We start from the raw sequence: 15,643 nt of genomic DNA, 5'->3' as shown, positions 1-15,643 counted from the left end.
ACCCGATGCGGCCCCCACAAACAATGCGCATCGCGGGCACCCCGCATACCTGCTTGTCTCGCCGCAAAGAAAAGCGGAGGCCGAAGCCCCCGCAGTGATCAATGAAGCGATGTGCTACAGCAGGCCGTGCTCTGCGAAGGAGTACGGATTTCCTAGGCCGACGATGATGTGATCCAGTACCCGAACATCGATGAGCGCGAGCGCCGCCTGGAGTTGCTGGGTCAGCGCGCGATCCGCGCTCGATGGCTCAGTGATACCCGAGGGGTGCTGGTGCGCGAAGACCACAGCGGCGGCTTTCAGCTCCAATACACGCTGCACGACGACACGCGGATAGACCGCAGTCGAATTGATCGTGCCCCTGAACAGCGGTTCGTAGGCCAACACCTGGTGCATGCTGTCCAGGAACACGACTGCGAATACCTCGTTGGGCTCAGCGACCAGTTTCAGACGCAGGTAGTCCCGCACGGCAGCCGGGCGGCTGAGGCACGGTCCGACTTTGAAGATCCGTCGCTCCAGCAGCGCGATGGCCTGCTGGATGATCCAGTCCTCATGCTGGGCTGCGACGGCGGAAAGCGACTCCACACAGGAGTCATTGGCAACGAAAGACATGGTGAACCTCCGGAGGGTGAGATCGGAGGGCGCACGCCCTGGGAGGGCAAGCCCTCCTGGGGATGGAAAAAAGCGGAACAAGGTGCATCCACCACCGCTCAGCGGTGATTGTTCGCAGCCAGGATGCGAAAGCGAACGGGTAGCGGTCAGCGCGGCAAACCGCGCCGTAGCCTCCAAGACCGAGGGCTACCTGGGCATGTCGCCGACAACGTCGGCAGGCATTTCGGATGTGGGGGTGGCGGGCGAAGCCGCCGCGTCGCTGGCTGTGTCCTCGGACGCCAGCATGTCCATGGCCGACAGCAGCGCATCGCCCTCGATCGGCCCCTGCAGCAGAATGGCTTGGCCCGTCTGGCGATCGAGCAGGCGCAGCGATGGCGTGGCGGTCACGCCGCTCTTGGTGGCCTCCGTGGCCTGGGCGCGGATGACGGCATCGGCCTGTTCGCTCGCCATGCACTGCTCGACGGCCGGCGTCGATTCGGGGTAGCGCAGGCCCTCGGGCAATCCCTGGCCGTCGCTGCGCGTGTGGGCATAGACCCATTCGACCGCATGCCAGAACGCGCCATGCCCGCCCGCTTCGGCGGCGCACTCGACAAGGCGCGCCTCGGCCGACGCGGCCGGCTCGTGCGCGGCCAGCGGCTGGTGGTGCCATTGCAGGGTGACATCGGCGTTGCTGCCGACCCAGCGCTTGAGCTGCGGGAAGTACTCCCGGCAGAACGGGCACTCCAGGTCGGCATAGAGCGTCAGCGTGAAACGGCCCTCCGGGTTGCCCGTCTGCCAGGGCGGCCCGGCCACCTGCGCCACGTTCACCGGCGTGGACGACTGCGGTGAGGACTCGCCGGGCGTCCGGGACACCAGCCAGATCAGCAGCAGCGCGACCAGCGCAGCAGCCAAAGCCCAGCGCCAGTGGTGCTGCCGGCGACGACGAAACGCCTGAACCTGCATCGGAATGGAAGGACGTTTCTGTTCCATGGCGTTCTCCGGCTTACGACAGTTCCAGGGCTGGCGACTCGATGCCGCGTGCCTGGTCGATCTTCTCGGCCACCTTGAAGGCCGCTTCCAGTTCGGTGCAGCCGTATTGCTGCATGAGCTGGTAGCGCTCGGCCTTCTCTTCGGGTTCGGTCTGCGCAAGCGCGAGGTATAGGCTCGGCGGCACGGCGCGGAACAGCACTTCCATGCTCTTGGAGAGGATGACGCCCTCGGTGAACTTGCCCGCTTCTTTGCGCGCCGACAGCATCAGCGCTTTCTGCGCGGGTGAGAGTTCGCGGAACCTGGCGATCTTCTCCACCTCGTCCGGCGGCATCGACAGGCAGATCCACCACTCGATCATGTTGAGCATCGGCTCCGCGGCGCGTGGCAGGTCGTCAATGTTCTGCGTCGCGAGCCAGAACCAGGCGCCCAACTTGCGCCACATCTTCGTGATCTTGACCACGTATGGCGCGAGCAGCGGGTTCTTCGTGATGATGTGCCCCTCATCCGTGACGTTGATGATCGGGCGGCCAAGGTACTGGTCGCGCTCGGCGATGTTGTTCACCGTGCTGATCAGGCTGATGTAGGCGATCGAGAGCTGGGCGTTGTAGCCCTCGCGGGCGTAGGTCGCCAGATCGACCAGGGTGATGTCGGCTTCGGGCCAGGGCGTGCCGTCGCGGTCGAACATCTCGCCGTCCGTGCCTTGGCAGAACATGTCCATCGCGTCGGCCATCTCCAGCAGCCGCACGCGGCGCATCTCGGGCAGCGTCGGGTCCTGGCCACGGGTGCGCAGTGCGTTGCGCACGTCGCGCGTGAGCACCGTGCGCTTCTCGGCCACGCAGTGCTCGGCGGCGTCGAGGATGCACTGGCGGATCAGCGAGCGATCGGCCCGCGTCATCCGAGCCTCTTCCTTGTCTTCGCCGCCGGTGATCATCAGCCGCGCCGTGATCTCCAGTTCGCCCAGCACGTCGCGCTGCTCGTCCGCCTCCATGGCCGAGGCATCCGGGGGCAGATCTTCGTCCAGCGCGTCGGCATCGAGGGTCTGCACGTCGCTCGGTGTTTCGATCAACCGGCGTGCATCGGCGAATGGCGCGAGGCTGATGCCCGAGCCAGGGGCCAGCTTGACCCGGTTCACGGTCAGGCCCAGGCGCCGGGCGAAGTCTGCGAACAGGCCGAAGGAATTCCCCGCTTCCACGATGAACAGCCGCGGCCGGTAGATGGCCGTGACCTGGTTCAAAAGGTTATTGAGGGTCGCTGACTTACCCGAGCCGGTGGGGCCGAACAGAAACAGGTGGGCATTCATTTGCCGGTCCAACCTGTTCAAGGGGTCAAACGTAATCGGGCCGCCACCGCGATTGAACATCGTGATGCCGGGGTGCCCCGTACCCTGGGCGCGGCCCCACACTGGCGACAGATTCGCCGCGTGCTGGGCGAACATCAGTTGCGTGTACCACTTGCGCCGGTCCTGGCCGGGGTTGTAGCAGCATGGTAGCCAGCGCAGGTAGCTGTTCAGCGGCGCCACCTCGTCGTCCTCGCGCACCGGCTGCAAGCCGGCATTGAGCATCACGTTCGCCAGATCCAGGCCGCGCCGGTCCAGTTCGGCTTCATCCCGGCCGCGCAAATAGAACGCCAGCGTTCCCCGGTAGAGCTTGTGCGCGCTGCCGATCAGGGAACGGGCTTCCTGCACGTCCTTGAGCGTCTGCTCCGACGCCAGCGTCTCGCCCACGGCCTTCTTCGCCAGATGGTTGAGATCCGCTTCCAGGACATCCTGCGGCGTCGCGATCATCGTGAGGCAAAGCAAGGTGTCTTCCGGCATCTGGTCGAACAGCGTGTTGATGGCATCCCCTTTGCGGGTCTCGCCGGTCAGGTGTCCGGTGCCGGGCGGCATGCGCAGCCGGTCGGTGATCAGCACACGGTGCGGCATGCCGTCGAAGTACCAGGTGCCGTGCGCCACGTCGGAGCGCGGCTGGCCGAAGAACAGCCGCTGGCTGAAATCTCGTCCGCTCGCCAATTCGATCTCGCCAGCCTCGGTCTCGTCGGGGTAGCGCGCCAGTGCGTAGAAGCGTTCCCGGTCCTCGGCCCCAGGCCCGAGCAGCGTGGGCCGCGGGTTGAACCACCGCAGCAGCCAGTCGTGGATGTCGGCCGCCGCCATGCGCCGCGCCTGGATGCCAGCGTTCGCGAGTCCGCCGCACAGGCGGTCGCAGACGATGTTCAGCATCTGCTCGGGCGTCTGGCCACGGCGGCTCGCCTGCCCGGTGGCACGGCGATAGACGACCATGCGCACGCGCCGCGTCTGCCCGCGCCAGCGCAGCCGCGTGACCACCGTGTCCTCGAAAAGACCTCCGGGCTTGGCCACCGCGCGCAGGTGGTGGCTGAAGAAGCGCAAGTAGAACTCGGTGAACGCCGTGCCGCAGGCGCGCGGCTGCACGTAGTCGCGCAGCGTCTGCATGTACTGGTCGAAGCTGGGCTCGTCCTGGGCGTAGAGCTGGAGTACCCACGGGTTCTCGTCCAGTTCATCGAAACTGTCTTGCAGGGCGTTTTCGAGCGCATCGCGGGCATGCGCCAGCCAGCCGGGTTCCCGGCCCTCGGTGCCCAACGGAACCAGCTCGTAGAAGGCCGCGACCGATTGCCCGTCCTCCAGCAACATGGACTTCGATTGGGGCAGAAACTCCACCCAAGGCAGCAGTTCCGTGAAGGACGGCGCGACGTCGTACAGCGCCTGCTCGTCGGCCACGGTCGCCGGCCTGCGGTCCTGGACCGCCGCGCCGGGTTCAGGGATGCCGGCCTGTCGCAAGGTCTCGACGTGGCGCTGCCAGCCGTCCGGCTGTTCGTCACCGCCAGCGCCGGATGCCGCCAGCTTCGGCGCGGCCGGCTTAGGCCAAGGGAGCTTCCACATCAGTAGTCCTCCACGCGCTCGCCCGGCATGGCGTACTGCACGCGCTGGTACAAGGGGAAGACCGTCGTGTAGCCCGGCACGGGCACGGGGTCGGTGCCCGCCAGGTGCGGGTACACGTACATCACCAGGTCGGGATTGGGCAGACGCTGGAACTGGCGATAGACCTCGCTCTGCGCGGTGCGCGTGTAGCGCATCTGCTCGGCGGGCGCGGCCTGCACGTCGGCGTCGGTCATCGGCCGGCGCAGGCTCTGGCGGGCATCGAGCAACTGCCGGCGTGCGACCTGGCCGGTGCCCCCGCCGCCGTCCCCGGCGTTCTGCTGCCAGACGTCCATCATCGTGTTGTCGCCGTGGGGCAGCAGCTCTTCCTTGCTGGTGGCGCAGCCGGCGAGCACCGCGACAGTGAGGGCCAGCGCCAGGCCACGGGCCAGGTCATTCAAGTTCGAGGGCATGGCTTTCTCCTGCGCGGTGATCGACCTTGCGGCCTTCGGGATCGAAGTCGATGGCGAGCGGTTTTTCGAGGTGGACGGCGACCTTGGCACCGGGCTGCACATAGACGGCGGCGAAGGCCTGGCCATAGAGCTTGTTGACCCAGGCCGACATGTCCCGGACGCCGCCCGCGAGAATCTGGCCGACCGCTTCCTGGCCGGTGATGCCCACGGTGCCGATGGAGCCGTCCGAGCCGACATAAGACATGCGGCCGCTGTCGCTTTCGATGAGCGAGGCCACGCCGGCACCGGCCGCCGTGATCAGGGCCTGCGAGCCGAGGTATTGCTGGGCGTTGCTGCGCCGCTCACCGCTGACGCACGGAATGCCGTAGGGGTCGCTGATCCAGCCCAGGCCCCCACTTTGAGAGTTCTGCTGCTGGTTGTTCTGCTGGTTGCCCTCGCGGTCCTCGGGGATGGTGCGAACCGTGCCATCGTGGAAGACGAAGGTGATGCTGCGCACCTGACCGCGCACGCACGAGAGTGTCCAGTCGCCCGAGGCAGTGCCGGAAAACACGGCGCCGGCCACGTCGGGAATGTCAATGCCGTTTGCCGTGAGGTTGTCGGGACCGACCAGCACCTTGAAGGGGTACGGATCGTTGACCGTCCCGTCGATCGGAACGCGCCCAATCAGCGCCGTCATCGCCACAGAGCCCATGAGCGTCGAATTGGTCGGCACCGTATAGACAGGCTTCGCGGTCTTGACCCCCGCAGCGCGGGCGCCGGCGTTCGCCACGTTTTCCGCGGTCGTTTCCAGCGTGCTTTGCGCTGGGCCGAAGCTCGTCGGGAAGCTCATGCCACTGCCCGTGCCACGACTGCCGTTGCGTGCCTCGGCCTTCTTCGCGTCGTCCGGCTCGACCCAGCGCATGCCGCCTTCCATGCCGGCCTCGTCGCCATCGCGCAGGCCCAGGCCCACGGGCAGATCGGCATGGCCGCCGCCGCGCCCACCGATGCTATCCAGACGCCGCTGCAGGTCGGCGAGCAGCCCTTCGGTCTGCTGGCGCGCACTGGCAGCTTGTTCCTGGTCGCGGCGCAGGTTGGAGCGCTCGGATTCGAGGGCTGAGTTGATGCGTTGATCGATGGAGTTTTCGCGCTGGCGCAGCCGCTGGTTCTCTTCGCGCTGCGACTTGTTGTCGGTCAGCGCGGTCTGAAGCTCGGTGCGCAACTGCTTCACCTGCGCTACCAAGGTTGCAACGGTGTCGCGCGGGGTATCGCCTTCGATGCCCAGCGCCTTCATTTCTTCGGGCGTGAGCTTGGAGCTGGACTCTGCGGTCGGCGGTGCCGACGTGCTTCCACCCGAAAACAACCGGATGGCGACGAACAGCACCAGCAAGGCGACTGGGATCATCAGCCACTTGAGCAAGCCGTTACTGCGCATGGCGGGCCTCCTTGCCGTCGCCGGCTTCAGCTTCCGGCTGTGGCAGGTGCGCAGCCGGGTCGAAGCGGTGGATCGCCGGCAGCAGCGATTGCGCGAGGCCGTGCCCCCGCGTCACCAGGTACAGGACGGTCGTGTCCTCTGGCGTCCCGCGCGGGCCGAGTGCTTCGTGCTGGAAGGTGGCGGTGAGGAAGTCGCCTTGCAGCCCGCGCGGGTCGAGCGTGATCCAGCCCGCGCCGGTGTTGGTCAAGCGCACGGCAGTGACCCACTGGTCTTCCAGACGCCACGACGCGAGCGCGACCGCGCGCACCGGCAGCGTCGGCATCAGCGTGCCGAGGTCGAGGTCACGGCGCAGGTTGACCCGCATGACACCCGGCAGCGGCTCCACGGTGCGCAGCGGCGCATAGAGGTTCTGCGCGGCGAAGCGCGTCAGGACGACCGGCACGGGGGTTTCGCGCCGGGTTGCCCGCGTACTTGCTTGGTCCTGCGCGCGCGCGGGGGCCTCATCGGCACCGCCTGCCTGATCGCCGTAGCGCGCCGGGGTGCTGCTGCCCTCGACGATGCGCACCGACTCCAGCTCGGCTTCGCCGTCCTTGGGCGGTTCGGCCGCGATGTCCAGCAGGATCAGCGCGCCCGTGTCGGCGTCCTGCAATTGCAACCGCGTCGGCTCGATCGGCTCGCTGGCGCGCAGGTACACCGCACCGCCCGCGCTTTGGACACGCAGGCGTTCACCCACGCCTGCGGGCACGCCCACGCGGACGTTCCGGTCGATGAACACGATGCGCTCCTGGCCGACCTTCAGCGGCACCGCCAGCGGCATGCGTTCCCAGCGCAGGATTTCCACCGCCTGAGCGGGGGCCACGGCGACGGCCAGCAGCCCCAGCAGTGTGAGTACAGGGTGCTTCATGGGGTGTTTCCTCCTTGGGGCGCTTGGGGAGACAGGCCGCCAGGCGCCGGGCGCGTCGGCTCCGGGGTGCTGATGCGCTGGGGGGCACCGTCATAGCAGTCAAGCGCCAGACCGAACGGGTTGCGTGCGGGATCGACGTCCACCCGCGTGACTTTCACGGGGTAGCGCACCAAGGCCCGCTTGACCTGCTCGGCGCCGTAGTACTCGTCGGCGGTGATGTCCAGCGTCACCACCCAGTCGCGGTCGGAAACCACGCGCACGCGCGCCGTGGGGTCGTCGCCATAGCCGCGGCCGGGGATTTCGTAGATGCCGCGCACGCGTTGGCGCAGCTCGCCCGTGGAGCGGCGATAGTCGTAGTCCGCGCGCAGGAAGGCTTGGCACGACGGGGTGAGGTAAGGCGAGAGCGTGTGGAGGTTGCGCGCGTAGTCCTCTTCGCCATTTGTCGGCCAGCGGTTCAACGTCTGAAAGACGTAGAAGGTGAACGCATAGACCGATTCGGGTGGCACGTCCCACCAGGGGCGAGTGCTGCCGGAGCGAAGGTCGGGCGGGACGTGGATGGTCAGGTCGCGCGGCGCGCTCCACCAGCCGCCGCCCATGACCAAGGCGACGATGACCAGCGCGCCAGCACCCAGGCGAAGCGTCTTGATGTGCGCCTGCAGATGGGTGATCTCGTTCTTGAAGCGGCTCATTGTGCCCCCCTTGCGGCAGACCGTCGGGTGGTCCAGAAGCCGGAACGTGAAATCAGCACGTGGCCGCCCACCCAGCCTGCCACCAGCGGGTAGCGCGTGGCGATGCGCCACTGGAGTTGCCGGTACAGCCAGGTGTCGGGACGCCCACGCTTGAGCCGACGCAGGATGCCGCCCCCGATGAACACGCCGAAGGCCACGCCCAGCACGACGAACGTGGGCGCCAGCGCGATCGTGCGGAACACCCAGGACAGCGGCGCACCGACCAGCAGGCCGGCGGCGCCGGACAGGCCGCAGCAGATCCACAGCTCGTCGGCGGTGAGGCCGCGCACGACTACGGGATGGCGGTTGAGCCGGTGCGGAAGGAACGTGACCGTCCCGTCCGCACGGACGTGCTGCTGCTCGGACATACCGGCCTCGCCTTACAGGATGCCGGTGGCTTCGGTGAGCAGCCAGATGCCGATCACGAGCAGCACCGCGCCGATGGCGACCGTGAGGCCGAACTGGCCCCACGTTTTGCGGCCGGTGTGGATTTCCGCGTAGGTGCCGTAGGCGTGGTAGCAGACGCCGATAAACATCGACGCCACGACCAGCAGGGCCACGAGCATGATGATGTCGTAGCCGTAGTTGCGGATCGTTTCCATGATGCCGTTGCCGGTGCCGCGGGTCGGGTTCTCCAGTTGCGGCAGCCCCTGCGCGAACGACAGCGCGGGCAGCGCGGCGGCGCCCAGGGCCACGGCGGCACGCTGGGAAAAACGGGACGTGAGGATGCGGTTTTGCATGGTCAGGCCTTTCAGGTCAGGAGAGGAGGAAGAAACTCAGGACGAGGTACATCGCGACGAAGCGGATGCAGACGCCGAGGAACTGGCGCTGGTTGAGGCGGCTCTCGGACCACCCTACGTAGGCCGTTCGGATGGCCCAGACGCCCCAAACGAGCAGGACCGCGAACACGACGCCGACCAGGACGGTCGCCATCGCCGAAGGCGCGATGCCGCTGTTGGCTTGAAATGCCGAGACCTGGGCGCCGTTCATGGCTTGCCCTCCGCAGTCGTCGTCGGCGATGGCGAGGCGGGCCGCTCGGTGCGGTAGTCGCCGGCCAGTTCGGCGGGGTCGCGCGGCTGGGCACGCGACGGTGTGAGGTGGGCCTGGATGCCGGCGCGCACGCGCGCCAGGTCAGCCAGCAGCCGCGGGTAATCGAAGTGGTAGCGCTCGCCCGGCTGGATGGGGGCATGCGCGGCGCTGTCGGTGACGGTGCGCTCCAGCGCGTCGAGTTGACGCAGCGCGGCGACCAGCTCCTGGCGCTGTGCGGAGGACTCGGCCAACGCCATCGGGGACTGGCCCAGCAGGAGGGCCGTCACGAGAAAAATGGGCACGCCGCGATGCGCGGCGCGCTGCCAGATCGGAGCCAACATCGCGCCATTCCTGTGTGATCAGCAATGGGTTGATCGTGGAGATCAGGGCTGTTTCAGGCCGCAAACAATAGGAACCCGCGGATGACCGGATTGATGGCCTAGAGGTACTTCTTGAAGCTGCCCGCCGTCAGGCTCACGGCCAGTCCCAGCAAGGCGGCGCTCGGCAGCAAAATCAGCAGTGGATGCACCGAGATCGGCAAGGCCAGGTACGTGACCCACGGCAACACGGCCAGCGGCATCAGGCTCGCCTTCGCGCGGTGGTAGATGAAACCGGACTCCCGGCCCGCCCCGAACCGGCGCACGTCACGCCGTACCAGGCCGTCGATCAGGCCGACGAATGCCGCGGTGAAGATCAGCGGCAGCGTGAGCACCAGGACCAGCAGGCGCACGAGGAAAGTGAGCGTCGTGAAGGCCGCGGCGATCAGGTAGCTCTCGGTCCAGACATAGACCTGGCTGATGTAGTAGCGGAAGTTGTGGGTCTGTTCGTGGCTGGGCACGCGGGCACGCTCGGCGGTCTGGCTCATGCGTTCCAGCAGTCCTGAGCGCACGAATACCCATTCGTAACCGGTATCCACCAGCTCATGCGCCGTGCGCCCTGGCTCCTGCACGACCACGCTGCGCGTGAAGTGGTTGGACAGGTGCCCCAGCTCGTACTGCAACATCTGCTGGGAGTGACGCCAGCCCTGGTCCTTCCAGAACAGGTGCATTCCGACGCATTCCACGACGATGGAGAACAGCAGCGAGCCGATCAGCACTCCGAGCAGCCGGAACGGCAAGGTGATGGGGCCGACGATCAGGCCTTGGCGCTGGTTCTGCTCCCGCTGCGCGGTCGAGGCGGCATCCTTCATTGCGAGGCCTCATTGCCGGCGCTGTCGTCGGTGGCCACCGGGCCAGGTTCGGCCGCAGCGGCATCATCCAGCAGGTCGTCGGGCAAGGCCCCGTCCTGTAACGCCGGGGAACTGGTGAACTCCCACCACTGCGTGGCCTCGCTGTAGCTCTGGCGCATGTAGCCCGCCAGTTGTTGCAGATCCTGCGGCATGACCTCATCGGGGTCCGTTGCCGGCAGCGGCATGCGAACCTTCCAGAGCTGGCCGCCCTGCAACAGTGCGAAACACTGCCCTTTGGGTAAGGCGACGACGTGCGACGGCTCGATCATCGGCACGCTGGACATGCTGATGCGGTCCTGCGTGTTGCTGGTGAAATCCGTCGCCCCGCGGATGTCCGAGCTGTCGGTCGCGCCGGAGACGATGGTGGTGGTATAGACCTCGACTTTCGGCAGTTGCCGGGTCAGCAGTTCGGCGGTGGCCGTCTCGCGCACGCGCAGCATGAAGAGGTTGTTGAAGTTGCCGATCACCTGACCGGCCTTCGCGCGATTGCCGATACGGGCCTCGATGTCCGAGAGGGTCTGCGTGTACGCGGTGACTTGCAGCCCGGCGCCACCACCTTTGTTGATCAGCGGAATGAACTCGTCGCCCATCAATTCGTTGAACTCGTCGGCGTGGACATTGATCGGCACGCGCGCACCGGCTGAAGCGCCCGGCAAGCCATCGTCAATCCCGTGCTTGTAGATGTGGCCTGCGACCGAAACCAGGTCAGAGAACATGGAATTGCCGACCGCTGCGGCGACCTCGGCGTCGGACAGCGCGTCCAGGCCCACATAGACGACGGCGCGCTTTCGGATGACCTGCATCCAATCGAAGATCGGGCGCGGGTCGGCCAGGTCGGAATAGTTCGGGGCCAGAAGCTGGGAAATCTTCCCGCTGGTGAGCTTCTCCAGCAGCGGCAGCAGGCTGGCGACGATCTTGTCGAAGTACGTCTTGTCGTAGCGGACGGCAGAGCGCAGGCCGTCCAGCACCGGGTCGTAGTTGCGGGCCTGGGAGAGGTACTGCTCCAGCGCGACGACGCGCTTCTCTCGCCCGATCATGTTGCGCGGAATGTTCTTCTCGTTGAGCTTGGCCTCGATCTGAACGATCACCTCCCAGGCCTTGGGCTCGGTCTTGGCGAAGTAGTGCTGGGCGTACTCGATGAACAGCGCGTCGATGTTGATGACGTGCCGCTGGATCAGCATGTAGTCCGGGCGCTGACCCAGTTCCACCAGGGCGCGGGCGATGATGTTGACGAAACGCCACGCGAACTCCCTGAAGGCTGCGCTGTTGCCTTCGCCGGAGAGCTGGCCCGCGATGCGGGTGGCGACTTCCGAGATGCGACCGAAGCGGCCTACGGCGTTGTAGCGCGCGGAAATGTCCGGCCAGCCCAAATGGAAGACATAGAACTCGCCTTCGCGGCCCGCCCGCTTGGCCTCGACATACATCCGCTTCAGGAGATCGGCATCTCCTTTAGGGTCGATGACGATCACGACCTCATGCTCGCCTGCGGCGTTCTTGCGCCGGATGTCCTGCGTCACGAACAACTCAGCCAACCGGGTCTTGCCCACGCGCGTGGTGCCCAGTACCAGCGAGTGCCCGACACGCTCGCCCAGCGGCAGGCTGACGTCCACCTCCTCGGGTTCGATGCCGTGCAGGCGCGGCAGGCCGCCCACGGGCGGCAGCGGCCGCACCGGGTTGCAAGGCACGTCCCAGCCGGTGAGTTTCGACAGCCGGGACAGCGGGAACGGCGCGAACTCCAGCCGTTCCTCCAGACGCCGGGCCAGCCGATAGGCCGGCGTCGGCTCGACGTAGCGCCGAAACTCCGGCCGGTACGTCTGCATGAGCCTATGGGTGTGCTTCTGTTCCCACAGGAACCCGCGCCCCACGAACAGCCGCTGCTGGCTGACCGGCACGTCCTTGCTGGTCATCACGTACCGAGGCAACCTGCGGATGTTGAGCCGGTAGCGCAGGATGACGCGGGCATCACGGTAGCGGATCACACCGTAGCCACCGAAGGCCAGCGCGCTGCCGACGCCCATGGCGGGGCTCAGCGCGAGCGACCACGGGGCCACCAGGGACAGAAACGCGGCGCCTGCACACGCCGCGACGGTATATAGCTCCACCGCTGGGCGAAGCAGAACCTCGACCGGCTGTTTCCCCGACATGGGTTCATTGCTCGATGCCGGTGGCCGTGATCAGCGCCGGGTAGTGCCGCAGGCCCAGACGCTCAGCCAGGTCGTCGCCGGACACGGGCGCGAGGGGCACGCCAGGCACCAGGGCGCGCAGCCGCTCCAGGCCCTGCACGGTCTCGACGTTGACCACCAAGCCGACCGCGCCGCGCTCGCGCAGCGCTGCCGCCTGGCGGCGCAGCCAGGCCCGGGAAGTTTCGTCGTCGCCGACGACCACGAAAGGTCGCAGACCCGGAGCCTCGATGACCCGCCGCGCGACGGCGCCGGGCGTGAGCTTGGCGCTGCGTACCGGCAGCATCGCGGCCTCGTCTGCCGGCGTGGCGGGAACCTGGGGCGTCGGGATCGGCGGCCGGGCCGGCGCGTTGGCGCGCGGCTGGAGGTTCAGGGCTTCGTAGTACGGCAGCGCCGACGCGCCGCCGCGGTCTTCGACCACGATCAGCGGCTCGCCGGCATGCGAGGCCAGCGGCAGACCCGCCAGCAGCACGAGCAGGCCCTTCACCGAGAAATGGGCCAGATGGGATTTCGTCATGGGGATGTCTCCTGGCGCGCGGCGAGGACCGCGACGGTTGGGCGCGCGCCCTGCACGCGGGCAAGGTGGCGCGACACGCTGCGGCGATAGCGGGCGGCGGGCTCGCCCCCCGCAGGACGGTGGTAGCGGCCGATTGCCAGCAACCAGTCCTCGCCGGGGGTGTGCTGCTCGCGCAGGATCTCGGCGGCGATGGCGAGGTTGCGGTACGGGTCCAGCAGGTCGCACGCGCTGGCGTAGCGCTGTTGGTGGTAGCCGAGGTTGATCTGGCCCAGGCCCGCGTCGATGCGCGTGTGCGGCGTGGAGCGCATCACCTGCTGCAAGCCCGCGCAGGCATCGGCGCGGGTCGCATAGCGGCGCGACTGGCCGGCGACATTGAGCGACCACGGCCACGGGACGATGCGCCCGTTGCGGCGGATGCCGCTTTCCTGCAAGGCCACGGCGTAGAGCACGGTCGAGGGGATGCCTGCGCGCTGCGCGGCGAGCTGATAGGCCGGTGGCGGAACCTCCTGGGCCTGGGCGACGCAGGCGCACAGGCCAGCGGTGAGCACCAGTGCGCGCAGGGGTGCGGCTATGGCTGGCGCTGCCATTGGCCGTTCATCTCGCGCACGACCGCGGGCAAGTCGCCGGGCAGGCCCAGCGACAGCCAGCGGCCGCCGTCGTGGTTGAGCGTGATGGTGCCGCGGCGCACGCGCGCCGGATCGACGTTCGCGCGCTTGGCCCAGTCGCGGATGCGCGCGTCGTCCTGGCGGCTGCCGACCATGTACAGGTCGAACTCGGCCCCCGAGGATTGCAGGCGCTGCACGAGCTGGCCGCAGGCCACGCAGCCGTCCTTGACGAACACTGCCGTGCGGCCGGAGCCGCGCGTGGCGCCGGCGACCGGCTTGTCGTCCGGCAGGTTCACCCGCTGCATGCCGGGGTTCAGGCGCTGCCAGGCCTCGTCGTAGGCGCGCTGATAGGCAAGCAGCTTCTCGACGCGGCGCGCCTCGACCTGCACCTGCAGTTCTGCGTAGCGGCGCCGTTCCTCGTCGGTGCGGGCCTCGATGCCCAGGGCCGACAGCGGGTCCAGGTTGGGCGAGTAGATGCCCAGCGGCCCGTCCATCAGTTCGCGGTAGCGCGCCCATTCCTGCGGTTGCAGGCCCCAGTCGCTCGCCACCCGGTCGTCCAGGATGCGGGCGGCCAGCGGGCGCTCCTGGCTTTGCGCATTGCGGGCGGGAGCCGTGGCGGGCTGCTGCGCCCAGGCGGGCCACTGGGTGAACGCCAGCAGGAGAACGGAAAAGATGATCGATGGCTTCATGCGATCTGCTCCGGTCAGGGAATCGCCACGCGGCGGGTCTGGTCGCCGGCCTGGAACACCGCGGTGTTGCCCTCGACGGCTTGCAAGCGCCACGGGCCGACCGCATCGCCGGGTAGCAGCACCTGAAGCTGGTCGGGCGTGAAGTCGCCATTGCTCGGCGCGACGGACACGCTGCGCTCGCCGGCACGCAGTTCGGCACCGACGATGCGGAACGAGAGCGGCGGCGGTTCGGGCTTGGCGGTGGGCTTGTTCCTGGTGCGCGGCTGGGCGGGTGCAGCGGCGCGCGCAGCGGTCTGCCGCGCCTTGACCTGCTCGACTTCGGCGCGCAGTGCCTGAAGGTCGTCGGCAGCGGCATAGGCGCTCAGCGATTTCTCGACCTGGGCCGCGCGTGCTTCCAGGATTTGGCGGGTGTCCTTGAGGTCCGCCGCCGTGGCGACGGCCGGCCGCTGCTGGATGGCCTCGATGGTCTCGGCCTGGCCTGTCACCTGCGCTTCGAGGCGTTGCAGCCGGGTATCGAGTCGTTCCTGGTCGGCCTGGTCGTTCATGGCCTGGTAGCCCAGGGCCACGAGAACACTGAGGCCAAGCAGCCAGAACCACATCAGGCTCTGAACCACCTCGGCGGCGGTTGAACGCTGGGCGGGTTGCGGAGCGTTCATGGCTGGCCTCCTGAAACCGCGGGTGCCAGCGGGAGCGTCTGCACCGCCTCGGTGGCGGGCGGCGCGGGTGCGTTGTCGGCGGTCATGCTGTCGCCGGGTCGCTCGAAGCAGATTTGCCGTGCGCGGTCATCCGCGTGCAGCTCCCATGCCGGGCCAGCCAGAGTGAGCAGTGCATCGCGCAAGGTCATGGGGCCGAGGTGCAGGTGCGCTGCCGGCAGCGGCAGTGCGTACAGCTCGATCACCGCGTGCGCCGTCTGGCACAAGCCGTAACCGCTGCGCTTGAGCACATGCCGTAGCCCGTCGCCGACCGTGGCGCGGGCCTCCTCGGGGACCGACACGTCGATGGTCTGCAACAGCAGGTCGCGCTGCGCTGCTGTCGGTGCCAGTACCACAAGCGTGTAGCGGCCATAGCGCACGACGGGGATGTACTCGGGCGCCTCGGGTACGGGCGCGGCCGAGACTTCCTCGATGGTGTCGGGCGCGACCGGCGCGCTCGTCGTCGCGCAGCCGCCAGCCAGCGCCGACCAAAGCAGGCCGAAAAAACCCGCCAGCAGGCGGCGCTCGGGATGGTGAAACCAGGGTGGAGAGGGGCACATGGCGCGTCGTCCTGAAACATCGAGCCCTCACCATCGCCGCTCGGGCCACGAGCGGCAGCAAACAATGCGAACCAGGCAGCGCCCGATTTGCCGACATGAAAAAAACAGCCACGTCCACGGATACCGTGGGCGTGGCTGCGAGGTGGGAACAAGGAAGAGCCGGCGGCGCTAGGCCGGCGT

The 15,643-nt window shown here is 67.8% G+C and carries 18 protein-coding genes; all 18 read right to left on the bottom strand.

The window, feature by feature from the left end:
* Window positions 1-114 precede the first annotated feature (114 nt).
* The 18 genes from radC to AAFF27_18180 all read right to left on the bottom strand — a co-directional run bounded on the left by radC (window position 115) and on the right by AAFF27_18180 (window position 15,463).
* Window positions 115-609 carry a DNA repair protein RadC gene (gene radC / locus AAFF27_18265; GenBank protein XAH21951.1) on the bottom strand — a complete coding sequence of 165 codons (495 nt, stop codon included), beginning with the start codon at window positions 607-609 and terminating at the stop codon, window positions 115-117.
* A 186-nt stretch (window positions 610-795) separates the two neighbouring features.
* Window positions 796-1,578: a thioredoxin domain-containing protein gene (locus tag AAFF27_18260; GenBank protein ID XAH21950.1), complete on the bottom strand. Its 783-nt coding sequence runs from the start codon at window positions 1,576-1,578 to the stop codon at window positions 796-798.
* 13 nt (window positions 1,579-1,591) lie between these two features.
* Window positions 1,592-4,474 (bottom strand): conjugative transfer ATPase, encoded by a 2,883-nt coding sequence (locus tag AAFF27_18255; GenBank protein XAH26263.1) that lies wholly within the window; start codon window positions 4,472-4,474, stop codon window positions 1,592-1,594.
* A complete protein-coding gene (locus AAFF27_18250; protein XAH21949.1) occupies window positions 4,471-4,920 on the bottom strand; it encodes a TIGR03751 family conjugal transfer lipoprotein in 450 nt (149 codons plus the stop codon). The genes AAFF27_18255 and AAFF27_18250 overlap by 4 nt, the downstream gene beginning before the upstream one ends.
* Window positions 4,901-6,331 (bottom strand): TIGR03752 family integrating conjugative element protein, encoded by a 1,431-nt coding sequence (locus tag AAFF27_18245; GenBank protein XAH21948.1) that lies wholly within the window; start codon window positions 6,329-6,331, stop codon window positions 4,901-4,903. Before AAFF27_18245 ends, AAFF27_18250 begins: the two co-directional genes overlap by 20 nt.
* Window positions 6,321-7,235 carry a TIGR03749 family integrating conjugative element protein gene (locus AAFF27_18240; protein ID XAH21947.1) on the bottom strand — a complete coding sequence of 305 codons (915 nt, stop codon included), beginning with the start codon at window positions 7,233-7,235 and terminating at the stop codon, window positions 6,321-6,323. The genes AAFF27_18245 and AAFF27_18240 overlap by 11 nt, the downstream gene beginning before the upstream one ends.
* On the bottom strand, window positions 7,232-7,924 hold the full coding sequence (locus tag AAFF27_18235; GenBank protein ID XAH21946.1) for a PFL_4703 family integrating conjugative element protein: 693 nt from the start codon (window positions 7,922-7,924) through the stop codon (window positions 7,232-7,234). Before AAFF27_18235 ends, AAFF27_18240 begins: the two co-directional genes overlap by 4 nt.
* Complete coding sequence (locus tag AAFF27_18230) at window positions 7,921-8,331, bottom strand: TIGR03750 family conjugal transfer protein (GenBank protein ID XAH21945.1); 411 nt, start codon at window positions 8,329-8,331, stop codon at window positions 7,921-7,923. Before AAFF27_18230 ends, AAFF27_18235 begins: the two co-directional genes overlap by 4 nt.
* A 12-nt stretch (window positions 8,332-8,343) precedes the next feature.
* Window positions 8,344-8,703, bottom strand: a complete 360-nt coding sequence (locus tag AAFF27_18225; protein XAH21944.1) for a TIGR03745 family integrating conjugative element membrane protein — start codon at window positions 8,701-8,703, stop codon at window positions 8,344-8,346.
* A 16-nt stretch (window positions 8,704-8,719) separates the two neighbouring features.
* The gene (locus AAFF27_18220; GenBank protein XAH21943.1) at window positions 8,720-8,953 is read right to left on the bottom strand and encodes a TIGR03758 family integrating conjugative element protein; all 234 of its coding nucleotides are present in this window, start codon (window positions 8,951-8,953) and stop codon (window positions 8,720-8,722) included.
* Window positions 8,950-9,333, bottom strand: a complete 384-nt coding sequence (locus AAFF27_18215; GenBank protein XAH21942.1) for an RAQPRD family integrative conjugative element protein — start codon at window positions 9,331-9,333, stop codon at window positions 8,950-8,952. Before AAFF27_18215 ends, AAFF27_18220 begins: the two co-directional genes overlap by 4 nt.
* Before the next feature lie 98 nt (window positions 9,334-9,431).
* A complete protein-coding gene (locus AAFF27_18210) occupies window positions 9,432-10,181 on the bottom strand; it encodes a TIGR03747 family integrating conjugative element membrane protein (GenBank protein ID XAH21941.1) in 750 nt (249 codons plus the stop codon).
* Complete coding sequence (gene traD / locus AAFF27_18205) at window positions 10,178-12,364, bottom strand: type IV conjugative transfer system coupling protein TraD (GenBank protein XAH21940.1); 2,187 nt, start codon at window positions 12,362-12,364, stop codon at window positions 10,178-10,180. Before traD ends, AAFF27_18210 begins: the two co-directional genes overlap by 4 nt.
* A 4-nt stretch (window positions 12,365-12,368) precedes the next feature.
* Window positions 12,369-12,917, bottom strand: a complete 549-nt coding sequence (locus tag AAFF27_18200) for an integrating conjugative element protein (GenBank protein ID XAH21939.1) — start codon at window positions 12,915-12,917, stop codon at window positions 12,369-12,371.
* The gene (locus AAFF27_18195) at window positions 12,914-13,504 is read right to left on the bottom strand and encodes a transglycosylase SLT domain-containing protein (GenBank protein ID XAH21938.1); all 591 of its coding nucleotides are present in this window, start codon (window positions 13,502-13,504) and stop codon (window positions 12,914-12,916) included. The genes AAFF27_18200 and AAFF27_18195 overlap by 4 nt, the downstream gene beginning before the upstream one ends.
* On the bottom strand, window positions 13,486-14,211 hold the full coding sequence (locus AAFF27_18190; GenBank protein ID XAH21937.1) for a TIGR03759 family integrating conjugative element protein: 726 nt from the start codon (window positions 14,209-14,211) through the stop codon (window positions 13,486-13,488). Before AAFF27_18190 ends, AAFF27_18195 begins: the two co-directional genes overlap by 19 nt.
* Before the next feature lie 14 nt (window positions 14,212-14,225).
* On the bottom strand, window positions 14,226-14,867 hold the full coding sequence (locus tag AAFF27_18185) for a hypothetical protein (GenBank protein XAH21936.1): 642 nt from the start codon (window positions 14,865-14,867) through the stop codon (window positions 14,226-14,228).
* Window positions 14,864-15,463 carry a PilL N-terminal domain-containing protein gene (locus AAFF27_18180; GenBank protein ID XAH21935.1) on the bottom strand — a complete coding sequence of 200 codons (600 nt, stop codon included), beginning with the start codon at window positions 15,461-15,463 and terminating at the stop codon, window positions 14,864-14,866. The genes AAFF27_18185 and AAFF27_18180 overlap by 4 nt, the downstream gene beginning before the upstream one ends.
* Window positions 15,464-15,643: the final 180 nt, after the last annotated feature.

The organism is Xylophilus sp. GW821-FHT01B05, assembly GCA_038961845.1.
GTDB lineage: Bacteria > Pseudomonadota > Gammaproteobacteria > Burkholderiales > Burkholderiaceae_C > Xylophilus.
The sequence above is the reverse complement of the archived record's forward strand: the minus strand, read 5'-3'. Positions and strand labels throughout refer to the sequence as shown.